20 protein-coding genes are annotated in these 22,246 nt (G+C 65.4%); 13 read left to right on the top strand and 7 right to left on the bottom strand.

Features of this window, described 5'->3' with window-relative positions; genetic code table 11:
- Window positions 1-142: 142 nt before the first annotated feature.
- Window positions 143-862: an HAD family hydrolase gene (locus IVA92_RS28440; RefSeq protein WP_247278299.1), complete on the top strand. Its 720-nt coding sequence runs from the start codon at window positions 143-145 to the stop codon at window positions 860-862.
- 67 nt (window positions 863-929) lie between these two features.
- On the opposite strand, the gene IVA92_RS28445 is transcribed toward IVA92_RS28440, so the two are convergent.
- Window positions 930-1,337 (bottom strand): nuclear transport factor 2 family protein, encoded by a 408-nt coding sequence (locus IVA92_RS28445; RefSeq protein WP_247278300.1) that lies wholly within the window; start codon window positions 1,335-1,337, stop codon window positions 930-932.
- A gap of 92 nt (window positions 1,338-1,429) precedes the next feature.
- On the bottom strand, window positions 1,430-2,914 hold the full coding sequence (locus tag IVA92_RS28450; protein ID WP_247278301.1) for a mannitol dehydrogenase family protein: 1,485 nt from the start codon (window positions 2,912-2,914) through the stop codon (window positions 1,430-1,432).
- Between the two features lie 142 nt (window positions 2,915-3,056).
- Between IVA92_RS28450 and IVA92_RS28455 the strand changes: the two genes are divergently transcribed.
- The 6 genes from IVA92_RS28455 (at window position 3,057) to uxuA (ending at window position 9,269) form a co-directional block, all read left to right on the top strand.
- Window positions 3,057-3,869, top strand: a complete 813-nt coding sequence (locus IVA92_RS28455) for a FadR/GntR family transcriptional regulator (protein WP_247278302.1) — start codon at window positions 3,057-3,059, stop codon at window positions 3,867-3,869.
- 70 nt (window positions 3,870-3,939) lie between these two features.
- On the top strand, window positions 3,940-4,917 hold the full coding sequence (locus IVA92_RS28460; RefSeq protein ID WP_247278303.1) for a sialic acid TRAP transporter substrate-binding protein SiaP: 978 nt from the start codon (window positions 3,940-3,942) through the stop codon (window positions 4,915-4,917).
- Window positions 4,918-5,029: 112 nt separating this feature from the next.
- A complete protein-coding gene (locus IVA92_RS28465) occupies window positions 5,030-5,608 on the top strand; it encodes a TRAP transporter small permease (RefSeq protein ID WP_247278304.1) in 579 nt (192 codons plus the stop codon).
- 4 nt (window positions 5,609-5,612) lie between these two features.
- Complete coding sequence (locus tag IVA92_RS28470; protein ID WP_247278305.1) at window positions 5,613-7,019, top strand: TRAP transporter large permease; 1,407 nt, start codon at window positions 5,613-5,615, stop codon at window positions 7,017-7,019.
- A complete protein-coding gene (locus IVA92_RS28475) occupies window positions 7,016-8,065 on the top strand; it encodes an L-idonate 5-dehydrogenase (protein ID WP_247278306.1) in 1,050 nt (349 codons plus the stop codon). The genes IVA92_RS28470 and IVA92_RS28475 overlap by 4 nt, the downstream gene beginning before the upstream one ends.
- A gap of 13 nt (window positions 8,066-8,078) precedes the next feature.
- On the top strand, window positions 8,079-9,269 hold the full coding sequence (gene uxuA / locus IVA92_RS28480) for a mannonate dehydratase (protein WP_247278307.1): 1,191 nt from the start codon (window positions 8,079-8,081) through the stop codon (window positions 9,267-9,269).
- Between the two features lie 167 nt (window positions 9,270-9,436).
- Here uxuA and IVA92_RS28485 read toward each other — a convergent pair whose 3' ends face one another.
- Complete coding sequence (locus IVA92_RS28485) at window positions 9,437-10,126, bottom strand: aspartate/glutamate racemase family protein (RefSeq protein WP_247278308.1); 690 nt, start codon at window positions 10,124-10,126, stop codon at window positions 9,437-9,439.
- Window positions 10,127-10,385: 259 nt separating this feature from the next.
- On the opposite strand from IVA92_RS28485, the gene IVA92_RS28490 reads away from it, so the two are divergent.
- The 4 genes from IVA92_RS28490 to IVA92_RS28505 are packed head-to-tail and all read left to right on the top strand — an operon-like array spanning window position 10,386 to window position 14,888.
- On the top strand, window positions 10,386-12,047 hold the full coding sequence (locus IVA92_RS28490; RefSeq protein WP_247278309.1) for a thiamine pyrophosphate-binding protein: 1,662 nt from the start codon (window positions 10,386-10,388) through the stop codon (window positions 12,045-12,047).
- A gap of 3 nt (window positions 12,048-12,050) precedes the next feature.
- The gene (locus tag IVA92_RS28495; RefSeq protein ID WP_247278310.1) at window positions 12,051-13,316 is read left to right on the top strand and encodes an FAD-dependent oxidoreductase; all 1,266 of its coding nucleotides are present in this window, start codon (window positions 12,051-12,053) and stop codon (window positions 13,314-13,316) included.
- A gap of 9 nt (window positions 13,317-13,325) precedes the next feature.
- Window positions 13,326-14,069: an aspartate/glutamate racemase family protein gene (locus IVA92_RS28500; protein WP_247278311.1), complete on the top strand. Its 744-nt coding sequence runs from the start codon at window positions 13,326-13,328 to the stop codon at window positions 14,067-14,069.
- A 39-nt stretch (window positions 14,070-14,108) separates the two neighbouring features.
- The gene (locus tag IVA92_RS28505; protein ID WP_247278312.1) at window positions 14,109-14,888 is read left to right on the top strand and encodes an SDR family oxidoreductase; all 780 of its coding nucleotides are present in this window, start codon (window positions 14,109-14,111) and stop codon (window positions 14,886-14,888) included.
- A 222-nt stretch (window positions 14,889-15,110) separates the two neighbouring features.
- On the opposite strand, the gene IVA92_RS28510 is transcribed toward IVA92_RS28505, so the two are convergent.
- From IVA92_RS28510 to IVA92_RS28525, 4 genes are all read right to left on the bottom strand, one after another.
- Window positions 15,111-15,905, bottom strand: coding sequence for an IclR family transcriptional regulator (locus IVA92_RS28510; RefSeq protein ID WP_247278313.1), 795 nt, complete (start codon window positions 15,903-15,905; stop codon window positions 15,111-15,113).
- A gap of 22 nt (window positions 15,906-15,927) precedes the next feature.
- Window positions 15,928-17,661, bottom strand: a complete 1,734-nt coding sequence (locus IVA92_RS28515; protein ID WP_247278314.1) for an FAD-dependent oxidoreductase — start codon at window positions 17,659-17,661, stop codon at window positions 15,928-15,930.
- Between the two features lie 7 nt (window positions 17,662-17,668).
- Window positions 17,669-18,868, bottom strand: coding sequence for an ABC transporter substrate-binding protein (locus tag IVA92_RS28520; RefSeq protein WP_247278315.1), 1,200 nt, complete (start codon window positions 18,866-18,868; stop codon window positions 17,669-17,671).
- A gap of 347 nt (window positions 18,869-19,215) precedes the next feature.
- Window positions 19,216-20,778, bottom strand: coding sequence for a hypothetical protein (locus tag IVA92_RS28525; RefSeq protein ID WP_247278316.1), 1,563 nt, complete (start codon window positions 20,776-20,778; stop codon window positions 19,216-19,218).
- A gap of 355 nt (window positions 20,779-21,133) precedes the next feature.
- Here IVA92_RS28525 and IVA92_RS28530 point away from each other — a divergent pair, with 355 nt between their 5' ends.
- Window positions 21,134-21,595 carry an Hsp20 family protein gene (locus tag IVA92_RS28530; protein ID WP_247278317.1) on the top strand — a complete coding sequence of 154 codons (462 nt, stop codon included), beginning with the start codon at window positions 21,134-21,136 and terminating at the stop codon, window positions 21,593-21,595.
- 75 nt (window positions 21,596-21,670) lie between these two features.
- A complete protein-coding gene (locus IVA92_RS28535; protein ID WP_247278318.1) occupies window positions 21,671-22,162 on the top strand; it encodes an Hsp20/alpha crystallin family protein in 492 nt (163 codons plus the stop codon).
- Window positions 22,163-22,246: the final 84 nt, after the last annotated feature.

Here is a 22,246-nt window from a genome sequence, read left to right on the forward strand (position 1 = left end):
CGTGCTGGTCGGGGTTCCCGTCGCGCTACCTGCGCGCCTCTCCGCTCATAAGAGATTTTTGGGGCCGGCAAAAGATATTGCAATTTGTCTCACCTGCGGCCGCGGGCGATGGTCACCCGGGCATTAGGAGAGATCATCGATCATGCAGGCAGAAGCATCCGCCACGCCGGTAGCATGCAATGCTGCCGACCTGATCCGGCGCGCCGCCGCGCTCATCTTCGATGTCGACGGCACGCTTGCCGAAACGGAGGAGCTGCATCGGCAGGCATTCAATCATGCCTTCTCGCGCCACGGGCTTGGCTGGGAATGGGATCGCGCCGTCTACAAGGACCTGTTGCGGGTGACCGGGGGCAAGGAACGCATGCGCGCCTACCACGCAAGGCTGCGGATCGCCCAACCATTGACGGGCGAGGACATCGCCGAGCTTCATCGCATCAAGACCGCCCATTATGCCGAGCTGGTCGAGACCGGCTGCTGTCCGTTGCGGCCAGGCGTGGCGGAGCTGCTCGCCGCGGCAAGGGCGCGCGGCCAGCGGCTCGCGATCGCGACCACCACTTCTCACGGCAATATCGACGCACTGCTCTCGCAGGCGCTGGGGCCGGGCTGGGCCAGGGTTTTCGACGCGATCGTTGCCGGCGACGACGTGCGGCACAAGAAGCCTGCACCGGACGTCTATCTTGAGGTCCTGGCACGGCTGAGGCTGACGGCGCACGATTGTGTGGCGATCGAAGACTCCGCTAACGGCATGATCGCGGCCTCACGAGCCGGCATACCGGTTCTGATCACGCGCAGCATGTTCTTCCGGGACGATGATTTCAGTGCTGCGCGGGTCGTGCTGGACGATCTGTCGAGGCTTGGATGAGGTGCTAAACAAAAAACTCGCAAAACAACCCCATGCACAGTAGATCACGCCGGTGTGATCGCCATCTTCAGTGGACGCGGTGGCTCGGGCTATCCTCTTCGGCCTGCTCGACAATCTGCGCGATCGGGCTCGATTGGTGATGCACCAGGCGCCAGCCGTCGCCGACGCGGCGGAAATGGTTCGCTGCCGCCAAAGCGGTGCCGTCGACGATCTCGATGCAGAGCACGCGCGCGCTGTCGCCGTCGACGATGGCCTGCGGTTCGGCGCACACGATCTGCGGCCGCTCCGGGTTCTGCAGGATGTCGCGCCAGCTTCCGATCACGGTGGCCCGCCCGATAATGGCCGGCCAGCCGGGATGGATGCAGGAAATGGCGTCATCATCCGCCCACATTCGCTCCATTTCGTTGAAATTGCCGGTCGAAAAGGCGGCGTAGAAGGCCGCGTTCGCGGCGATGACCTTGCTGTCCTTTGCCATGCCTCCCGGGTGCGGCAATGGCAAGCAAAAATCAAGCGCGACTTCCGTCGGCTTTGACCGCGATGCAGCATTCAAGATGCTGCGCTTTGTGGTCACGCCGAAACGTGCGCCGCCACCGCTCGCCGTGCGCCATCCTGATAGAGACGGCCGAGCGCCGCAGTCACGGCCTCGCGCAGGCGCGGCTCTGCGCCAAGAGGTCCGAACACCTTTGCGACCCCGAGCATTGCGGGCGCGAGCCGCTCGGCGATGGGACCTGCCTCGCGCGCCAGTGCGGCGAATTCGCCGGCGAGCGGATCGCGCACGTCAATCGCGCGGCCCTGCTCGTCGAGCCCGGTGACGTAGCGCATCCAGCCGGCCACCGCGAGCGCATGGGTTGCGATCGGCAAATCCTTGCGCAGGCGATCCTGCATCGCGCCGAGCAGGCGCTGTGGGAGCTTTTGCGAGCCGTCCATCGCGATCTGCCAGGTGCGGTGGTGAAGTGCAGGATTTGCGAAGCGCTTGAGCAGCGAGGCGCGATAGGCGGCGAGGTCCGTGCCTGAAGGCATTGTCAGCGTCACCGCGGCCTCTTCCATCACCTGCGCGGCGAGACGGGCGAAATGCGGGTCCTGCATGGTGTCGGCGATGGTCTCGTAGCCTGAGAGATAGCCGAGATAGGCCAGCGCCGAATGGCTGGCGTTGAGCAGCCGCAGCTTCATCAGCTCGAACGGCTTGACGTCGCTGACGAGCTCGACCCCTGCGGCGGCGAGATCGGGCTGGCCCGCGGGGAAGCGGTCCTCGACCACCCATTGCGTGAACGGCTCGGTCATCACGGGCCATGCGTCGTGAAGGCCCAGCGCGGATGAAACCGAGTCCCGGTCGGCGTCCGTGGTTTCCGGCACGATGCGGTCGACCATCGTGCAGGGGAAAGCGACTGCATCCGCGATCCACTTGCCGAGCTCATTCGACCGCAGCGCGGCGAACTGCGTCACGATCCGCTGCACGGTGTGGCCGTTGGCGGCGAGGTTGTCGCAGCACAGCACGGTGAACGGTGGAAGACCCTGCGCCCGCCGGCGCGCCAGCGCGGCCGCAATGAAGCCCGGAGCCGAGCGCGGTGCGTCGACATTGTTGAGATCGTGCACGATGTCGGGATGCCGCTCGTCGAGATCGCCGGTTTGCGGCGTGTGGCAATAGCCCTTCTCGGTGACGGTCAGGGACACGATGCGAATGGCGGGATCGACCATCCGCCCGACCAGCCGTGCCGGATCCTCGCGAGCGACGACGCTGTCGAGCAGCGCGCCGATGACGCGGTGCTCGGTGCCTTCGGCCGATCGTATGGCAACGGTGTACAGGTGGTCCTGTGGGGCGAGGGCGTCGCGCGTGTCCGGGCTGCGCAGGCTCGCGCCGACGATCCCCCAGGACGCGCTGCCGGCGGCAAGGCAGTCGTCGATGACGACGGCCTGGTGTGCACGGTGAAACGCTCCCAAGCCCAGATGCACGACGCCCGGCGTGACGCGCGAACGGTCATAGGCCGGGCGGCGGATGCCGGGAGACAGCCGCTCGAGATTGGTGCGGCCAAGGCGCGTTGAACGAAGGCGCATGGACGTCTCCCCTTTGCTTTGCCGCTGCTTGACATGGCGCCTGTCTTCGGTCAATGCTCCGGTCAATTGGTAAGACCAATTTTCCAAAATTGGCCGGTCGCGGGTGCACGAGGTGCCTCGCGACCCGTTCGGGAGGACCAGCGTGCCGCTGGAAGCTGTGGAGGCGAGACGACTCTATCGCCAGGTCGCCGATCAATTGCGAAGCCTGATCGACAGCGGCGAGTACGCCGTCGGTAGCCGCTTGCCGACCGAGCGCGAGCTCGCCGAGCAGCTCAAGGTATCGCGGCCGACGGTGCGCGAAGCTTTGATCGCGCTCGAGGTCGAAGGCCGCCTCCGCATCCGGGTCGGGTCCGGCATCTACGTGATCGAGCCCGCCGCCGTTGCGGCACCAGCACCCGCATCCGTCATCGAGGGCCCGTTTGAGCTGCTGCGCGCCCGCGAATTCCTGGAAAGCGCCGTCGCCGAAGAGGCCGCGCGCGTGGCGACCAAGGACGACATCGCCCGCATCGATGCGTCCCTTGTCGCGATGGAGAATGTCGAGCATCCCGGCGAAGCCTCGATGGTCCATGATCGCGCGTTTCACATCGCGATCGCCGGGAGCCTCGGCAATGCCGTTCTGGTGCGCGTGGTCGGCGACCTGTTCGACCAGCGCCTCAATCCCTATTTCGCTCAGCTTGCGCATTATTTCGAGAGTCCGGGCACGTGGCGCACGGCGCTCGACGAACATCGCGCGGTGCGCGATGCAATCGCGGCGCATGATCCGCAGGCCGCGCGCGATGCCATGCGCAATCATCTGGCGCGCTCCCAGGAACGCTTCGCGCAGAATTTTGGTGCCGAGAACGCGGTGGGATCCTCGTCCGGACCCAGCCGCACGGAGCGAGCCGGGGCAAAACCGTCAAAACCGAAACATGCGCCGAAGAAGCGGGCTGCGAGCAGCAGCGCACGGCGGCGATGAGATTGGGCGGCTCGCTTCCGCTTTGGGGCGGGCGAACAAGAAGCAGACTTGAACGATGGAGGAAAAGTCGATGTTGAAGAAGATGACGATTGCCGCGGCGCTCTCCGCCGCCGCGCTGCTGGCTGCGACCAATGCAGGCATGGCGCAGACCAAGCTCAAATGGGCCCATGTCTACGAGACCTCGGAGCCGTTCCACACCGCATCGGTCTGGGCCGCGCAGGAGATCGGCAAGCGCACCAATGGCCGCTATCAGATCGAGGTCTATCCGGCCTCCCAGCTCGGCAAGGAAGCCGACATCAACCAGGGGCTCGCGCTCGGTTCGGTCGACATCATCATCTCCGGCTCCAGCTTCGCGGCCAAGAGCTTCCCGCCGATCGCCGTGACCTACTATCCCTATACTTTCCGCAACGCCGACCATCTTCTCGCCTATACCAAGAGCGACATCTTCAAGGAGCTCGCCAAGGGCTACGAGGACAAGAGCGGCCACCAGATCGTCGCGGTGACCTATTACGGCGTGCGCCAGACCTCGTCGAACAAGCCGATCAGGACCTGCGCCGACATGAAAGGCCTGAAGATGCGCGTGCCCGACGTGCCGGCCTATCTCGCAATGCCGCGCGCCTGCGGCGCCAACACCGCGCCGATCGCGTTCGCAGAAGTCTATCTCGCGCTCCAGAACGGCACCGTCGAGGCGCAGGAGAATCCGCTGACCACAATCGAGGCCAAGAAGTTCTACGAGGTGCAGAAGCACATCGTGCTGACCGGCCACATCGTCGACCACCTCAACACCGTGATTGCGGGCGCGCTGTGGAAGAAGCTCAGCGACGACGACAAGAAGATCTTCACCGATGTCGCGCAGGAAGCGGCCGCCAGGGCCACCGAGGAGATCAAGCAGAACGAGGCCAAGCTGGTCGCCTTCTTCAAGGAGAAAGGCTTGAGCGTGACCGAAGTCGACAAGAACGAGTTCCGCGACACCGTGCTGAAGAACGTTGCGTTCGAGACTTTTGGTTACCGCAAGGCCGACTGGGAAAAGATCCAGCAAGTCAAATAGCAGTGGCTGTCATTCCGGGGCTCGCGAAGCGAGAACCCGGAATCTCGAGGTTCCGGGTTCGACGCTGACGCGTCGCCCCGGAACGACGTTGAGGTCCATTGAGGAGCAACCCATGTCGACCGCCGAAATCCACCGGCAGATCACCGCGGACGAGATCGCCCATACCTTCGAGGAAGAGGCGACGCCGAAGGTCGATCTCGGCATCTACGCGCTCGAGGACTGGCTGGCGCTCGCGATCTTCTGGGTGATGGCGCTTGCCGTCTTCCTCCAGTTCTTCACCCGTTACGTGCTCAACGACAGCTACGCCTGGACCGAAGAGATCGCGACCTACTGCCTGATCGGCGTGGTCTTCATCGGCTCCTCGATGTGCGTGCGGCTGTCGCGCCACATCCAGGTCGATCTCGTCTACCGCTATCTGCCGCAACCCGTGGCGCGCGCGCTGTCGACGGTGATCGACCTGATCCGGATCGTCTTCTTCGGCTACGCCATCAAGCTGGTCTGGGTCTATATCCAGATCATCGGCGACGAGCAGATGACCACGATCAATCTTCCCAAGGACTACGTATATTATGCCGTGCTGCTCGGCTTCGTGCTGATGTTCGCACGCTCGGTGCAGGTGGCAATGCAGAACTGGCGGCAAGGCTACTCGGTCCTCGAACGTCCCGGTGCCTACGACGGATCGGAAGGATAGGACCATGCTGCTGTTGCTCGGAGGCTTTCTCATCCTGATGCTGCTCGGCGTTCCCGTGGCGATTGCCATGGCCGCGTCGTCGCTGCTCTACATCCTGGTCAGCGGCGTGACGCCCGACGTCACGCTGGCGCAGCGCATGATCGCCGGCGTCGAGAGCTTTCCGCTGCTCGCCGTGCCGTTCTTCATTCTGGCCGGCAACCTCATGAACATCGCCGGCGTTACGGGGCGCATCTACAAATTCGCCGTTGCGCTCGTTGGCTGGATGCGCGGCGGCCTCGGCCACGTCAACATCATCGGCTCGGTGATCTTCTCCGGGATGTCAGGCACCGCGATAGCCGATGCCGCCGGTCTCGGCACCATCGAGATCAAGGCGATGAAGGACCACGGCTACTCCACCGAGTTTTCGGTCGGCGTCACCGCGGCCTCGGCGACGCTCGGACCCATCATCCCGCCGTCGCTGCCCTTCGTGATCTACGGCATGATGGCGAACGTCTCGATCGGCGCGCTGTTCCTCGGCGGCGTCATTCCCGGCGTCGTCCTGACCCTGTTCATGATGGCCACCGTCACCTACTTCGCGCACAAGAACAAATGGGGCAGCGATACGCCGTTCTCCTGGCCGCAGCTCGGCTCGGCCGGGCTTGAGATCGTCATCGTGCTGTCGTTCCCGCTTGCGATCTGGCTGATGACGCTCGCCGGCATGTCGACCAACATGGCGGTAGTGATCGGTCTCGGCACGCTGCTGGTGATCGACTGGTATTTCGACTTCTCCGCGGTGATGGCGCTGATGGCGCCGGTGATCCTGATCGGCGGCATGACCCTCGGCTGGTTCACGCCCACGGAAGCCGCCGTCGCCGCGGTGATCTGGTCGCTGTTCCTCGGCCTCGTGCGCTATCGCACGATGACGTTCCAGACCGTCGCCAAGGCGACCTTCGACACTATCGAGACCACGGCCTCGGTGCTGTTCATCGTCACGGCAGCCTCGATCTTCGCCTGGCTGCTGACGGTGTCGCAGGCGGCGCAGATGTTGTCGGACTGGATGCTCAGCATCACCCACAACAAATGGGTGTTCCTGGCGCTCGCCAACGTCCTGATCCTGTTCGTCGGTTGCTTCATCGACACCACGGCGGCGATCACCATTTTGGTGCCGATCCTGCTGCCGATCGTGCTCAAGCTCGGCATCGATCCCATCCATTTCGGCTTGATCATGACGCTGAACCTGATGATCGGACTGCTGCACCCGCCGCTCGGCATGGTGCTGTTCGTGCTCGCCCGCGTGGCAAAACTCTCGGTCGAGCGTACGACGGTGGCGATCCTGCCGTGGCTGGTGCCGCTGATGCTCGCGCTGATCGCGATCACCTACATTCCCGAACTGACCCTCTGGCTGCCAAAATACATGGGACTTTCCAAATGACTTCCACTGCTCTTGCCGCAACCCTATTCGGGCCCGAAGACCTGCGCATGATCGAGCATCCGCTCGACAAGCTCAGCGACGGCATGGTGCGCGTCCGGTTCGGCGCCGGCGGCATCTGCGGCTCGGACATGCACTATTTCCGCCACGCACGCACCGGCGATTTCGTCGTGAAGTCGCCGCTGGTGCTCGGTCACGAGATCTCCGGCGAGGTCGTGGAGATCGCCGGCGCCGCGGCGAACCTGAAGATCGGCGACCGCATCGCCGTCAACCCGTCGCGCTGGTGCGGCCATTGCGTCGCCTGCCGCGAGGGGCGGCCGAATCTCTGCGAGAACATCTACTTCATGGGCTCGGCCTCGAAGACGCCGCACATGCAGGGCGGCTTCGCCAATTATTTCGACGCGATTCCCGCGCAGTGCGTGAAGATACCGGACCACGTCTCCTATCAGGCCGCGGCGCTGGCCGAACCGCTCGCGGTCTGCCTGCACGCGGTCGCGCGCGCTGGCAACATCGAGGGCAAGCGCGGCATCATCTTCGGCGCCGGCCCGATCGGGCTGCTGACCATGCTGGCCGCGCGTCGCGCCGGTATGACTGATGTCACGGTGGCCGACATTGCGCCGGCGCCGCTGGCCTTCGCGACCCGGCTCGGCGCCTCGCATGTCGAGAACGTTTCGGGCGGCGAAGAGGGTCTGAAGGCGCACGCCGCATCGCGTCCCTATGATGTCGCCTTCGAGGTCTCGGGCACGGCCGCCGGCCTTTCCAGCGCGATCGGCATCGTCAGGCGCGGCGGTGTCGTGGTGCAGATCGGTAATCTGCCGGGCGGGCAGATCCTGACGCCGTCGAACGCAGTGATGGCGAAGGAGATCGACCTGCGCGGCTCGTTCCGCTTTGGCTTGGAGTTCATGACGGCGGTGGAACTGATCGCGGACGGCAGCGTCGACGTGCTGTCGCTGGTCACCGCGGAGCGGCCGCTGTCGACCGCGCCCGATGCGCTCAGGCTGGCGCTCGACCGCTCGCAGAGCGTCAAGGTCGTGCTGACCGCGAATTGATCGGAGACAACGCATGATGCTGGAAGGATGGCGCTGGTACGGGCCGGACGATCCAGTCTCGCTCGACGATGTCAGGCAGGCCGGCGCGACGGACATTGTCTCGGCGCTGCATCAGGTGCCGATCGGCGAGGCCTGGACGCGCAAGGCGGTCGAGGAGCGCAAGAATTTCGTTGAGAACGGGCAGCCCGGCCGCTCGCAACTGACCTGGTCGGTGGTGGAATCAATTCCGATCCCCGACGACGTCAAGCGACTCGGGGCTAAGGCGACGAAGTCGATCGAGGCGTGGATCGCGAGTCTCGAAGCGGTGGCCGCTTCGGGCATCAAGATCATCTGCTACAATTTCATGCCTGTCGTCGACTGGTGCCGCACCGATCTGGAATGGGAGCTGCCGAACGGCGCCCGCGCCATGCGCTTCGACCAGGACCGCTTTGCCGCCTTCGAGCTGCATATCCTCAAGCGTCCTGCTGCGCTTCAGGAGTATTCGCCGGAGCAGCAGGCCCGCGCGAAACAGCTGTTGGACAAGATGAGCCAGGCCGACATCGACTATCTCGTGATGGTCATTGCCAGCGCGCTGCCGGGCTCGACCACCGAGCCGATGACCATCCCGCAATTCCGCGATCGGCTCGAGACGTATCGCGACATCACGCCGAAGATCCTGCGGCGGCATCTTGCCGAATTCCTGGGCCGTGTCGCGCCGGTCGCCGAGCAACTCGGTGTATCGCTGACGCTGCATCCGGATGATCCGCCGCGCCCGCTGTTCGGCCTGCCGCGCGTTGCCTCGACGGCCGAGGACTACCAGGCGCTGTTCGACGCCGTGCCGTCCAAGGCCAACGGCATCTGCCTGTGCACTGGATCGCTCGGCGTGCGCGCCGAGAACGATCTGCCTGCGATGGCGGAGCGCTTTGGCCCTCGCATCGCCTTTGCCCATCTGCGCGCAACAAAGCGCGAGGCTGATGGTCTCTCCTTCTACGAATCCGATCACCTCGACGGCGACGTCGACATGATCGCAGTGCTCAAGGCGCTGCTCAAGGAGAATGCGCGGCGCTCGCCGGACAAGAGGATTGTTTTCCGTCCCGACCATGGCCACCGCATGCTCGACGATCTCGCCGCCACCAAGCGCACCAATCCCGGCTACACCGCCATCGGCCGCCTGCGCGGCCTCGCCGAGCTCCGTGGCGCGATCAGGGCGATCCAGCATCGGTAGAGGCTCGCTTCTCATCCGTTAGCGAGGCGTTTATCCACACCGTCATTGCGAGCCAACGGGTCCGCGCGAAGCGCGGCCCGATGGCTCGCAATGACGTGGAGAGAGGGGCTTCACCCCAGCACCGCCTGCCTGGTGGCGTGCTGCCGTCGCCGGGACTTGATACAGATTCACCCGATCGCGAAGTCGGCGGCCGTCTCGGCGTGAATGGCGGTCGTGTCGAACGTCTCGACCGAGGTATCGTCAGGGCCGACCAGCATCGTGATCTCGGTGCAGCCGAGGATGATGCACTCCGCGCCGCGCTCGACGAGCGCCGCCATTGCCCCTTGATAGCAACGGCGCGAGGGTGCAGCGACAGTCCCGAGGCACAGCTCGTCGTAGATGATGCGGTTCACCTCGGCGCGCTCGTCCGCGGGAGGAATCATGGCATCGAGATCGTGCGCGCGCAATCGGTCGATGTAGAAGTCTTCCTCCATCGTGAACCTGGTGCCGAGCAGTCCGACCCGCCGGTATCCCTTCGCCCGGATCCGCTCCGCCGTCGCATCGCCGATGTGAATGAACGGCACGGTGACGCTCGCCATGATCTCGGGCGCCAGTTTGTGCATCGTGTTCGTGCACAGCACGATCGCCCGGGCGCCGGCGCTTTCGAGGCGCCGCGCGATCTCGGACAGGCTCGTCGCCGCCTCCCGCCAGCGGCCGGCATACTGCATCTCCTTGATCTCCTGAAAATCGTAGGAATACAGCAGCAGCGGCGCCGAATGCAGCTTGCCCACGCGGTCGCGGACCCGCTCGTTGATGAGCCTGTAATAGAACGCAGTGCTCTCCCAGCTCATGCCCCCGATCAGGCCGATGGTTTGCATTCCGGTGCTCCAGGCGAGTCAATTTGACCGGATCGTAGTGGAAGACCTCTAAGCTCGCCATCACGACGATCGCGAAGCCCTTGATCATCTGCGGGTCCACTCCAGGGGTGGCCGTCGCACGGGGCTGAAGTGCAAACGGCAGGGACCGGCATGACGGCTGCGCAGGCGGCGAGAAGCCTTTCGATCTTGCGCGCTTTCGCGGCCTGTCCTACCCCAGTTCCCGAATAGAGTGCATCGCCGAAGCCTTGAGGGAGCCGTCATGACCATTCGCAACACCCGCACCGGGGGCCAGATCCTGATCGATCAGCTCGTCGCCCAGGGCGTCGAGCGCGTCACCTGCGTGCCGGGTGAGAGCTATCTGGCGGCCCTCGATGCGCTGCACGACAGCCCGATCGATGTCGTGATCTGCCGCGCCGAAGGCGGCGCTGCGATGATGGCGGAGGCCTACGGTAAGCTCACCGGCCGCCCCGGAATCTGCTTCGTCACGCGCGGGCCCGGCGCGACCAATGCCAGCCACGGCGTCCACATCGCGATGCAGGATTCGACGCCGATGATCCTGTTCGTCGGCCAGGTCGATACCGGCATGCGCGAGCGCGAGGCGTTCCAGGAGCTGGACTACAAGGCCGTGTTCGGCACCATAGCGAAATGGGCCGTCGAGATCGATCGCCCCGACCGCATTCCGGAGCTGGTCGCGCGCGCCTTCCGTGTCGCCATGCAGGGCCGCCCTGGTCCCGTCGTGATCGCGCTCCCGGAGAACATGCTGACCGAGACCGCGGCGGTTGCCGACGCCATGCGCATCGAGCCGGCGGTGAGCTGGCCGGCCCCTGCCGATATCGAGAAGCTCGGCGACATGCTCGCCGGCGCCAAGGCGCCGATGGTCATTCTCGGCGGCTCGCGCTGGACGGATGAGGCGACCAAGAGCGTCGCCCGCTTTGCCGAGCGCTTCGACCTGCCGGTGGCGACCTCGTTCCGCCGGGCTTCGCTGATCGATGCCGACCATTCGCATTACGCCGGCGATCTCGGCATCGGGCCGAGCCCGGGCCTGAAGGCGCGCATCGAGGGCGCCGACGTCATTCTGCTCATCGGCGGCCGCATGTCGGAGATGCCGTCCTCGTCCTACACGCTGCTCGGCATTCCGACCCCGCAGCAGAAGCTGATCCACGTGCATCCGGGCTCCGAAGAGCTCGGCCGCGTCTATCAGCCGGCGCTGGCGATCCAGGCGACACCCGCTGCGTTCGCGGCGGCCGTCGAGACGCTGAAGCCCGCCGGGACGTTGGCCTGGAAGGGCGAAGCGGCGAAGGCGCATGCCGATTATCTCGCCTGGACCGAGGAGGCGCGCGAGCTGCCGGGCACGTTCCAGTACGGCCAGATCATGACCTGGCTGCGCGACCGCCTGCCCAAGGACGCGATCATCTGCAACGGCGCCGGCAATTATGCCGGCTGGATTCATCGCCATCACCGCTTCCACAGCTTTGCCGCGCAGCTCGCGCCGACCTCGGGCTCGATGGGCTATGGTGTGCCGGCGGGCGTGCTGGCAAAACGGCAATATCCCGACCGCGTCGTCGTCGCCTTTGCCGGCGACGGCTGCTTCCTGATGAACGGCCAGGAGTTCGCCACCGCCGTGCAGTATGACGCACCGCTGATCGTCATCATCGTCGACAATTCGCAATACGGCACCATCCGCATGCACCAGGAGCGGGATTATCCCGGCCGCGTCGTCGGCACCCAGCTCAAGAACCCTGATTTCGCGATGTACGCGAAAGCGTTCGGCGGCCATGGCGAGCGCGTCGAGCGCACGGAGCAGTTCGCACCGGCGTTCGAGCGCGCGCTCGCCTCGGGCAAGCCGTCGATCCTCCACTGCATCATCGATCCGCGCGCGATCTCGGTCGGCAAGGACTTTGTGCCGGCGGCGAAGGCTTAGGCGATGGCGACCGGCCGCCACGTCGCCATCATCGGTGCCGGCGCGATCGGCGTGATCAGCGCCATCGAGGCGCTGCGCGAGGGCCATCGCGTCACGCTGATCGATCCGGGCCAGCCCGGTGGCGAGCAGGCGGCAAGCTATGGCAATGCCGGCTGGCTGTCCTCGCATTCGGTGATCCCGCCGGCCGAGCCGGGCGTCTGGAAGAAGGTACCGGGTTATCTGATGGATCCGCTCGGCCCGCTCGCGATCCGCTGGTCTTATCTGCCGAAAGCGCTGCCCTGGCTGATCAAGTATCTGCTCTCGGGCTGGACCGAGACGCGGGTCGAGAAGACCGCCTTTGCGCTGCGCGACCTGCTGAAGGACGCACCGCTGCTGCACAAAAAGCTCGCGGAGGAGGCGGGCGTGCCTGAACTGATCGAGCGCAACGGCGTGATGCACGTGTTCCCGTCGCGCGGCAACTTCGATAGCGATCTCGGCTGGCGCCTGCGCAAGCGCGTCGGTGTCGAATGGCTCGAGCTTAACGCGGACGAGATGCGCCAGCGCGAGCCGGACCTGCATCCGCGCTATACCTTTGGCGTGGTGGTGGAGGAGGCCGGCCGCTGCCGCAATCCCGGCGCCTATGTCGCAGCGCTCGCCAATCACGCGCTCGCCAGCGGTGCGAAGCACGTGCGCGCCAAGGCGACAGGGCTAAAACTCTCCGGCGACAAGCTCGTCGCCGTCGTCACCGAGACCGGCGAGATCGCGTGCGATGCCGCAGTGGTGGCGGCGGGCGCCCGCTCGAAGCAACTTACTGCGTCCCTCGGCGATCCGCTGCCGCTCGAGACCGAACGCGGCTATCACGTCATGATCGAGAACCCGGAATCGGGGCCGCGCAGCTCGATGATGGCGTCCGATGCCAAGATGGTGGTGAACTGGACCGACAGGGGCCTGCGCGCTGCCGGCACGGTCGAGATCGCCGGCCTCGAAGCCGCGCCAAACTGGAAGCGAGCCGAAATCCTGCGCAACCACCTCATCAGCATGTTCCCCAAGCTGCCGAAGGACATGCCAGCCTCGCGCATCAAGACCTGGCTCGGTCATCGTCCGAGCATGCCGGATGGACGGCCCTGCATCGGCCATGCGCGGGCCTCACGCGATATCGTCTATGCCTTCGGCCATGGCCACATCGGCCTGGTCGGCTCGGCGCGTACCGGCCGTCTGGTCGCGCAGCTCCTCAGCGGCAAGCAGCCTGAGATTCCGCTGGCGCCGTTCGCACCCGATCGTTTCCTCTGAGATCGCACCATGACTCCTCCAGCCAATTCGTCCTCCCGCATTGCCCGTGGCGGCAAGGCCATCTATGGCGCGCCGCTCGGTATTTTGATGCTGGAAGCGCGCTTTCCGCGCATCCCCGGCGACATGGGCAACGGCACGACCTGGCCGTTCCCCGTGCTTTATCGCGTGGTGAGTGGCGCTTCGCCGGAGAAGGTGGTGCTGAAGGGCGCAGCCGGCCTGCTGCCCGATTTCATCGATGCCGCGAAAGACCTGGTGCGGCTCGGGGCCGAAGCCATCACCACCAATTGCGGCTTCCTCTCGTTGTTCCAGAAGGAAATCGCGGCCGCCGTCGGCGTGCCGGTTGCGACCTCGTCGCTGATGCAGGTGCCGTGGGTGCAGGCGACCTTGCCGCCCGGCAAGCGCGTCGGCCTCGTCACGGTGTCGGGCTCGACGCTCTCGCCCGCCCATCTCGAAGGTGCCGGCGTGCCGCTCGATACGCCGCTGGTCGGCACCGAAAACGGCAAGGAGTTTTTTCGCGTCCTGATCAAGGCCGAGAAGGACGACATGGACGTGGCGCAAGCCGAGCGCGACGTGGTCGAAGCTGGCAAGCAGCTCATCGCGGAGAATCCGGACGTCGGCGCCATCGTGCTCGAATGCACCAACATGCCGCCTTACGCCGCAGCGCTCCAGGCCGAGGTCGGGTTGCCGGTCTATGACATCTATTCCATGATCACCTGGTTTCATGCCGGACTGCGCCCGCGCATCTTTGCGTGAACGCGTCCGTGAGATCGTCACAAGTCCTGGAGTGAACCCATGAAGCTATCCGGCAAGGTCGCCGCCATCACCGGCGCGGCGCGCGGCATCGGCAAGGCTTGCGCGAAGAGATTCCTGGACGACGGCGTCAAGGTCGTCATCTCGGATGTCGATGCCGAGGCCTTGGCCGCCACGGCGGCCGAGCTCGGACGGCCGGATGCCTTGCGCACCGTGGCCGCCAATGTCGCCGCGCGCGCGGACGTGAATCATCTTGTCGCAATTGCTGCCAAGGAATTCGGCCGGCTCGACATCATGGTCAACAATGCCGGCGTGGCCCGCAATCAGGACATTCTCGATATCTCCGAGCAGGATTTCGACGACGTCATCGCCATCAATCTGAAAGGCGCGTTCTTCGGCGTGCAGGCGGCGGCGAAGCAGATGATCGCGCAGGGCGGCGGCGGGGTCATCATCAACATGTCCTCGGTGAACGCGCTGCTGGCGATTCCGACGCTCGCGACCTACGCCATCTCCAAGGGCGGCATGAAGCAGCTGACCTCGGTCGCCGCCGTCGCGCTCGCCCCGCACAACATCCGCGTCGTCGCGGTCGGGCCCGGCACGATCCTGACCGACATGGTGGCTTCGGCGATTTATACGTCCGAGGATGCGCGCAAGACCGTGCTATCGCGCACGCCGGCCGGGCGCGGCGGCGAGCCGAGCGAGGTCGCCTCGGTCGTGGCGTTCCTGGCCAGTGACGATGCCTCCTACATCACCGGGCAGACGATCTATCCGGATGGCGGCCGGCTGATCCTGAATTACACGGTGCCGGTGAAGGAGAAGTAGGGCTGGAAAGGTCGTCCCACACGCGCTGTATCGCTGGGCTTGCCGTCTTCGCTGACGCTTCGCCGGCCCAATACTGAGGTGCCCGGCGAAGCCCTTGGCGGAGACGGGGCCGGGCGATCCAGTACTCCGTGACTCCTGCGATTGAACCGAGAGGCCGCAGCGTACTGGATGCCTCTTCGGTTCGCGGGGCATGACAGCAGTTGTCAGGCGGCGGTTTGCCTCTTACTCCGCCGCAACCGTCATCCCGTAACCCAGCCGCTTCGAGATGGCGCCGGCGCAGTCGCGCAGCGCATGCGCGATCGGGCTGTCCCAGCGCGCGTCGAACGTGCCTTCCGGGCCCATCGCGGTGATGACGAGCGCGACATGGCCGGAATGATCGAAGACCGGTGCTGCGAACGCATTGACGCCGGGCAGAGGATCGCCGAGCGCGCGGGCGAGGCCATGCTTGCGGACCTCCGTGAGCATCTCGGCGATCTTCGCGCCTTTCACCGCGCGCTTGGGATTGTAGCCGACGCCGTGGCGATCGAGGCCGCTCTCCAGCGCGGCACTGATCGTCTTCTCCGGCAGGAATGCCGCGAAGGCCCGGCCGGTCGCGGTCTCCAGCAACGCCATCACCGAGCCGGCCCGCATCACGATGTGGACGGGCTGGGCCGGCTCTTCCAGTTGCACCACGGTGGGACCGTGCGTGCCCCAGACCGCGAGCGAGACCGCGTGGCCGATCTGGCTTGCGAGGCTAGCGATCCTGGGACGTGCGATGCGCACACCGGAGAGGCGGCGCAGGCTGATCAGGCCGAGCTCCAGCGCCAGCGCGCCGATCTCGTAGCGGCCGGTGGTCTCGTCCTGCTCGATCAATCCGATGCGTGAGAAGCTGGCGAGATAGGGATGCGCCTTGGCCGGCGTCATGCCGGCTTCGCGGGCGAGATCGCGCAGCATCATCGGCTCGCCGCTCCTTGCGAGCGCGCGGAGCAGTTCTCCGCCGACCTCGATCGACTGGATGCCGCGGCTTGCTCTCTTCATGCGCCTCCTGACGTGCGTCCGCTTACGCCGCCTCGCACTTGGCGGCGCTGTCGGCAAGGTGTCGTCCGGCAATGTAGCCGAAGGTCAGCGCCGGCCCAAGCGTGATGCCGGCGCCGGGATAGTTGCCGCCCATGATGCTCGCCATGTCGTTGCCGGCGGCATAGAGCCCCGGAATCACCCGGCCTTCGGCGTCGAGCGCGCGCGCGTTCTCGTCGGTGACGACGCCGGCATAAGTGCCGAGATCGCCGATCACCATCTTGATGGCGTAAAACGGGCCGTTCTCGATCGGCGCGACGCAGGGATTCGGGCCGTGCAGCGCATCGCCCTGGTAGCGATTATAGGCCTTCGAGCCCTTGCCGAAGGCGGCATCCTGGCCCTGTGGTGCGGTCGCATTGAATTGCTTGACGGTCTCGGTGAACGCCTTGGCATCGATCCCGGCCTTCGCCGCGAGCGCTTCCAGCGTGTCGCCACGCATGAGGTAGCCGGTCTTGAGGTGATGCCCGAGCGGCATCGGGAAGGGCGGCACGCAGCCGAGACCGTATTTGCGCAGCGTCTTGTGATCGCAGACCAGAAACGCCGCGATCTCTTCTCCGGGCTTGGCCGCCTTCACCATGGCCTGGACGAAGTCGTGATAGGAATTGCCCTCATTGGTAAAGCGCTTGCCGTCGCGCATCACCGCGATCACGCCGGGCTTGGCGCGGTCGATGAAATGCGGCATCACGCCCTTCGAGCCGTCCTTGCGCGTGGTCAGCGACACCGGCACCCAGGCGGCAGCGTTCGGCAGGCGATCCTCGACATGGCCGCCGGCACTTTCCGCAAGGCGCAGGCCGTCACCAATGTTGCCGGTCGGGCCCGGCGAATAGTGCTCCTTGCCCGTCGGCGCATGTGGAAACATCTTTCTGCGCCGCTCGACATCGTGCGGAAAGCCACCGCAGGCAAGCACGACGCCCTGGCGCGCGCGGACGCGCACATCGCGTCCCTCGCGCGCAACGATTGCGCCGGTCACGGTACCGTTCTCGACCGAGAGCTCGCGCACCGGCGAGGACAGCCACATCGGAATCTTCAGGTCGAGCGCGGATTTCGCCAGCCGTCCTGCGAGCGCATTGCCGTTGGTGAGCGTCATGCCGCGGCCGTAGCGCAGCACGTCCATGAGATGACGTGACAGGCGCTTGGCGACATAGGCCGCGGAGGTCAGCGACTTCGTCACGCGCATGAAGTGGATGATCTCTTTGCCGGAGCCGAGCATCATCCCGAACACGGTCAGTTCGGGCAGGGGCATGCCGAGGGTCTTGATGAGGTCGCCGAGCTCGCGGCCGTCGAATGGGCGCGTGACCATGGAGCGGCCGCCCTGCACACCGCCGGGCGCCTCGGCATGGTAGTCGGGAAACACTAGCGGCATGTCGAAGCGCAGCGCGGTCTTGGTAGTGAAGAAATCGACCGCTTCGGGGCCGGCGCTGAGGAATGCATCGACCCGCGCGGCGTCGTAATTGTTGCCGGCTTCGTGGCGGAGATAGGTGCGGGCCTGCTCCGGCGTCTCCTCGATGCCGTAAGCCCTGGCAAGCGAGGTGCCGGGAATCCAGAGCCAGCCGCCGGAGCGGGCGGTGGTGCCGCCGAAGCGCGGCTCCTTCTCGACAATGAGTACGTCGAGGCCGCGATAACGCGCGGTGATTGCCGCCGACATGCCGGAGGCGCCCGATCCGGCCACGAGCACATCGCACTCGTAAGTCTCAATTGTGCTTTGGTCGCTGCCGGTCATCTGGATCTCACTTCTTCAAGAGCGGACATTTGGACTCGGAGACCGGGCGGAAGGCGTCCTCGCCCTTCACGGTCTTGACGATGTCCAGATAGTCCCACGGCTCCTTGGACTGCTCGGGCGACTTCACCTTGGCGAGATACATGTCGCGGATGACGCGACCGTCCTCGCGCAAGCGTCCGCCATGGACGAATGTATCCTCGACCGGCAGCTCGCGCATCTTGGCCATGACCTTGGCCGAATCGTCGGTTCCGGCGGCCTTGATGGCCTTGAGATAATGCAGCACCGAGCCGTAGACGCCGGTCTGGATCATGGTCGGCATCACCTTGGTGCGCTCGTAGAACTTCTTCGACCAGGCCCGGGTCGCCTCGTCCATGGCCCAGTATGAGGCCGTGGTCATATAGGTGCCCTGCGCGGCCTTGAGGCCGATCGCGTGCACGTCGGTGTCGAACATCAACAGGCCGACCAGCTTCTGGCCGCCCTGCACCAGGCCGAATTCGCCCGACTGCTTGATGGCGTTATCGGTGTCCTGGCCGGCATTGGCGAACGCGACCACGTCGGACTTCGAGCTCTGCGCCTGGAGCGCGAAGGAGGAGAAATCGGCGGTATTGGTCGGGTGCTTGACGCCGCCGAGCACCTTGCCGCCCATCTCGTTGATGAAGCGGGTTGCGTCCTTCTCGAGCTGCTGGCCGAAGGCGTAGTCGGCGGTGATGAAATACCAGGACTTGCCGCCTTCCTTGATCACGGCGGAGGCCGTCACCTTCGACAGCGCGTAGGTGTCGTAGGTGAAATGCACGGTGTTGGGGCTGCACAGCTCGTCGGTCAGCGAGCTCGCGCCGGGGCCGGAGAGCAGAGCGATCTTGTTGCGTTCGCGCACCATGTTGTGAACGGCGATGGCGATGCCGGAATTGGGGATGTCGACGACAGCGTCGACCTTGCCGTTGTCGAACCAGCCGCGCACGATCTGCACGCCGACGTCGGTCTTCATCTGGTGGTCGGCGCTGATGATCTCGATCGGCTTGCCGAGCACGGTCGGCCCGAATTCCTCCACCGCCATCTTGGCGGCTTCGACCGAGCCAGGCCCGCTGTTGTCGCGGCCCCAGCTCGACAGGTCCGTCAGCACGCCGATCCGGACCGCGTCGTCCGAGACTTGTGCAGTAGCAGCAGACGTCATGGCCGCGAGCATGGCGCAGGCCAAAAGCCCTCTCATCGTCGTTCCCTCGCTTATTGGCCGCTTGGCACGGCTGGTCGTTGTGGCTGCAGGTTAGATAATAGCAAATGAGTTTGTCAATGGCGAATGAGAGGTCGGATTCGGCAGTCAGGGTCCGTGCAGGACATGAGTTTGGAGCATCGGTGCTCATTCCAGCGCGATTTGGCCATGATGCGCACCGGAATCGACGGCAGGGCACGGCAGCGACAGGGTCTCTGCGCCAGCGGAGAACTCGACGACCGCGCATGTTGGCACGCTCGCGGCGTTCTCGAGCTATGCGGTCGGCTTCACGGCGCGGCTGATCGGCGGCGCGATCATCGGGCACTATGGCGGCCGGCTCGGCCGCCTCATCGTCGCGGCAAGCAGGCGGGATTTGCCGCGTTCGGAAACACCAGGAAGGTGATGGTCGCGGGCGCGAGCCGGATTGCTCCTGCCGGTGCTGCGTGCGCGTCAAGCCGGGGCAATCTGCCATCGGCAGTCAGCGCGAGCGTCTTGTCGTTCAGCTGCACAACCGTGCCTTGCAAACGCGCCGCATGCAGTGCGTACCGCTCGGCTGAGTCCGAGAGCGTCAGCGGGCGCGAGGCGCGGCGCGACGTGTTGATCGCGAGCAGCGACACCGCACCTGCCATGGTCGGATGGCAATGGGCGTAGAGATGAAGATCTGGCGAAGCGGCCCTGTCTGCATCGAGCACGGTCGGTCCCATCAGCCTCCGCCAGAGCAGCGCAGCCCAGTAACTCGGCCGCGGCCGGAACGTGGCTTCGTCGAGCAGACCGTAGTCGCTGGCAGCGAGGGTGTTGTGCATCACTACCTGGACGCCGGCCTTCGCCAGGCGTCCGAGCTGGTCGAGATAGCGGAACGTGTCGAGAAACGTCCCGTCCCATCGGTTGCCGCCGCAGGCCGCATCAGCCGTCTCAGTCAGCCAGATCGGCTTGCCCGGCTCGAATGTGTCGCGCAGCGCCTGGTAGGTCGCGCGTGTCGCATCCGTGCGTGCCAGCCATCCTTCCGAGAGCGCCTGCGCCGGATCATCGTGCCCGCCGCAGCGCGGCGAGATCGTGTTGTAGTGGTGATAGGAGAAGCGGTCGACCCCCGAACCGGATGCAGCGAGCAGATCGCGCGTGGTGATGCCCGCCCCGGATGGCGATGGCGCGTCGCCAACGGAGCCTGGACCGAGGATCAAGGTCTCAGGCGCCTCGCGCCGCACCCAGTCGCGGAAGATCTTGAAGTCGCGGCCATAGGCGGTCGCGTCATAGCCGGCGGGTGCGCCGTTGGTCGCTGCGAGCGTCGGCTCGTTCATGAATTCGGCGGCGGCGATGCGGCCGCCCAGCGCGCGCGTGGTGTCGATGAGCTGCTGCGCCTGATCCGGTTTCCACACGCCATCGGCATCGCGGCTGCCAGGACTGATCGCAAACGAGGTGACGATCTCGGCATCGACCGCGCGCGCGAACTCGACGACGCCGCGCCACTGGTCGTGGCTGAGGACGGAGTTGAACCCCGGCGGCGGCTTTCCCGGCGGGTCGGCCAAGAACGTCGCATTGGCCCAGGTGCCGCTCACGCGCAGATAGGCCGGCGACAAGGCGGCGGCGAGCAGGCGCAGGCGTGCATTGGTCAGATCGATCGGCGGTCTTGCGCTGTAACGATCCCGCTGGTCGAAGGTCCGTGCCGTTCGCGGATAGGGCTTCCAGAACCGTCCGCCGGTCACCTCCACCATTTCGATGTTGTAGGACTGAAAGCGCGTATCGACCGTTCCGATCGCCTTCAATTCCGCCGCCACGACGGGCCCGTCGCCGGCGCGCGCCGCGCACATCGTTGCGGCTGCGAGCAGCGCAATCGTCAGCGCGCATGCCGCTGCGCGACCGGTTGGGTGCGTTCCGTATCCCCCGCTGTCGTATGCGGCCCGGTGCTTCGTCATGCGTTGCCGGTCCGGATGCATAAGAGGCAACCCTGGTCTTTGCCAAGCTCGCCAATTTATCTCTATTTTACCCCGCGATCGATCCCGGGGGCTTCCGGGCCACCCGCCGCCGGTGGTCGCGGGCAGGGAGGGGGCGGGCCGTCAGCCGAGCATCAACCAGGGTGGGGCACAAAAAATTTGTGGCAGCCCCCTTGAAACTGATATCGCTTTTTCTAAGTCGTTTTTCGCCGCGAGAGCGGTGTGCCGGATGCCAGAATCGGGTCCGGCACGGGCGCCGGGCTGGTCTTTTCGGACCCGTCTGAAATCCCCGCCTTGCGCTCCTTCGTATCCATCTTGCTCTTTGGAGGACTTGGTTATGAGGACCAGTTTCGACTTCGCGCCCCTGTGGCGCTCCACCATCGGCTTCGACCACCTGGCCGACCTCGTCGACAGCACGCTGCGCCAGGCGACCGAGGACAATTATCCCCCCTACAACATCGAGCGTTCCGGCGAAGATCATTACCGGATCAGCCTTGCCGTGGCGGGCTTCGGCGCCAACGACATCACGGTGACGGCCGAACAGAACGCGCTCACGATCGAAGGCAGAAAGCCCGAGGGCGCCCCGCGCGAGTACCTCTATCAGGGCATCGCCGCGCGTCCTTTCCGGCGCGTGTTCAACCTCGCCGATTATGTCCAGGTGAAGCAGGCCTCCTTCCAGGACGGGCTCCTGATCATCGACCTCGTCCGCGAGGTTCCGGAAGCCATGAAGCCGCGCCGGATCGCGATCAACGGCGGCACACCTGCGGCATCGCAGATCGAGCAGAAGAAAGCAGCCTAAGCATTCGATCGGGCGAACGGCGGAACGCGGCGCTAGGATGCGCGCCGCGTTCCCCGATGCATGGAGGAGAGAACCATGGCTTTTCGTGATCTCATTCCCTGGTCGAGGAACCAGGAGCTCGCGCCTGCGCGCGATAACTTCGATCCGTTCCTGACGCTTCATCGCGAGATGAACCGTCTGTTCGACGATGTCTTCCGCGGCTTCGGCGGGACCAGCCTGTCGCCGCTGATGGAGGGCCGTTTCGGCTGGCCAAAGGTCGAGCTCAGCGAGACCGACAAGACGCTGACCGTTTCGGCCGAACTTCCCGGACTGGAGGAGAAGGACGTCCAGGTCGAGATCGCCAATGGCGTCCTGACGCTCCGCGGCGAGAAAAAAGCCGAGCGCAACGGCGAAGGCAGGTACTTTACCGAGCGCTATTATGGTGCTTTCGAGCGGCAGATCCCGCTGGAGGGCGTCGAGGAGGACAAGGCCGAGGCGTCGTTCAAGAATGGCGTCCTGACCGTGTCGCTGCCGAAGTCGGAAAAAGCACGCGAAGGCGTCAAGCGCATCGCGATCAACACTCATTAGCATCAATCGCGGACGGCGGCGGTCGGCGCCGCCGTCCATCGTCAACAAACCCGTCCCTTGGAAAGGAGCATGAGGGGAGGACCG

The organism is Bradyrhizobium sp. 154, assembly GCF_023073875.1.
Classification (GTDB): Bacteria; Pseudomonadota; Alphaproteobacteria; order Rhizobiales; family Xanthobacteraceae; genus Bradyrhizobium.

Bases quoted from the DNA above. Each gene is read 5' to 3' on its own strand.
- IVA92_RS28440 (WP_247278299.1), top strand. From the start codon at position 143: ATGCAGGCAGAAGCATCCGCCACGCCGGTAGCATGCAATGCTGCCGAC.
- IVA92_RS28445 (WP_247278300.1), bottom strand. From the start codon at position 1,337: ATGGCAAAGGACAGCAAGGTCATCGCCGCGAACGCGGCCTTCTACGCC.
- IVA92_RS28450 (WP_247278301.1), bottom strand. From the start codon at position 2,914: ATGCGCCTTCGTTCAACGCGCCTTGGCCGCACCAATCTCGAGCGGCTG.
- IVA92_RS28460 (WP_247278303.1), top strand. From the start codon at position 3,940: ATGTTGAAGAAGATGACGATTGCCGCGGCGCTCTCCGCCGCCGCGCTG.
- IVA92_RS28465 (WP_247278304.1), top strand. From the start codon at position 5,030: ATGTCGACCGCCGAAATCCACCGGCAGATCACCGCGGACGAGATCGCC.
- IVA92_RS28470 (WP_247278305.1), top strand. From the start codon at position 5,613: ATGCTGCTGTTGCTCGGAGGCTTTCTCATCCTGATGCTGCTCGGCGTT.
- IVA92_RS28475 (WP_247278306.1), top strand. From the start codon at position 7,016: ATGACTTCCACTGCTCTTGCCGCAACCCTATTCGGGCCCGAAGACCTG.
- uxuA (WP_247278307.1), top strand. From the start codon at position 8,079: ATGATGCTGGAAGGATGGCGCTGGTACGGGCCGGACGATCCAGTCTCG.
- IVA92_RS28485 (WP_247278308.1), bottom strand. From the start codon at position 10,126: ATGCAAACCATCGGCCTGATCGGGGGCATGAGCTGGGAGAGCACTGCG.
- IVA92_RS28490 (WP_247278309.1), top strand. From the start codon at position 10,386: ATGACCATTCGCAACACCCGCACCGGGGGCCAGATCCTGATCGATCAG.
- IVA92_RS28495 (WP_247278310.1), top strand. From the start codon at position 12,051: ATGGCGACCGGCCGCCACGTCGCCATCATCGGTGCCGGCGCGATCGGC.
- IVA92_RS28500 (WP_247278311.1), top strand. From the start codon at position 13,326: ATGACTCCTCCAGCCAATTCGTCCTCCCGCATTGCCCGTGGCGGCAAG.
- IVA92_RS28505 (WP_247278312.1), top strand. From the start codon at position 14,109: ATGAAGCTATCCGGCAAGGTCGCCGCCATCACCGGCGCGGCGCGCGGC.
- IVA92_RS28510 (WP_247278313.1), bottom strand. From the start codon at position 15,905: ATGAAGAGAGCAAGCCGCGGCATCCAGTCGATCGAGGTCGGCGGAGAA.
- IVA92_RS28515 (WP_247278314.1), bottom strand. From the start codon at position 17,661: ATGACCGGCAGCGACCAAAGCACAATTGAGACTTACGAGTGCGATGTG.
- IVA92_RS28520 (WP_247278315.1), bottom strand. From the start codon at position 18,868: ATGAGAGGGCTTTTGGCCTGCGCCATGCTCGCGGCCATGACGTCTGCT.
- IVA92_RS28525 (WP_247278316.1), bottom strand. From the start codon at position 20,778: ATGACGAAGCACCGGGCCGCATACGACAGCGGGGGATACGGAACGCAC.
- IVA92_RS28530 (WP_247278317.1), top strand. From the start codon at position 21,134: ATGAGGACCAGTTTCGACTTCGCGCCCCTGTGGCGCTCCACCATCGGC.
- IVA92_RS28535 (WP_247278318.1), top strand. From the start codon at position 21,671: ATGGCTTTTCGTGATCTCATTCCCTGGTCGAGGAACCAGGAGCTCGCG.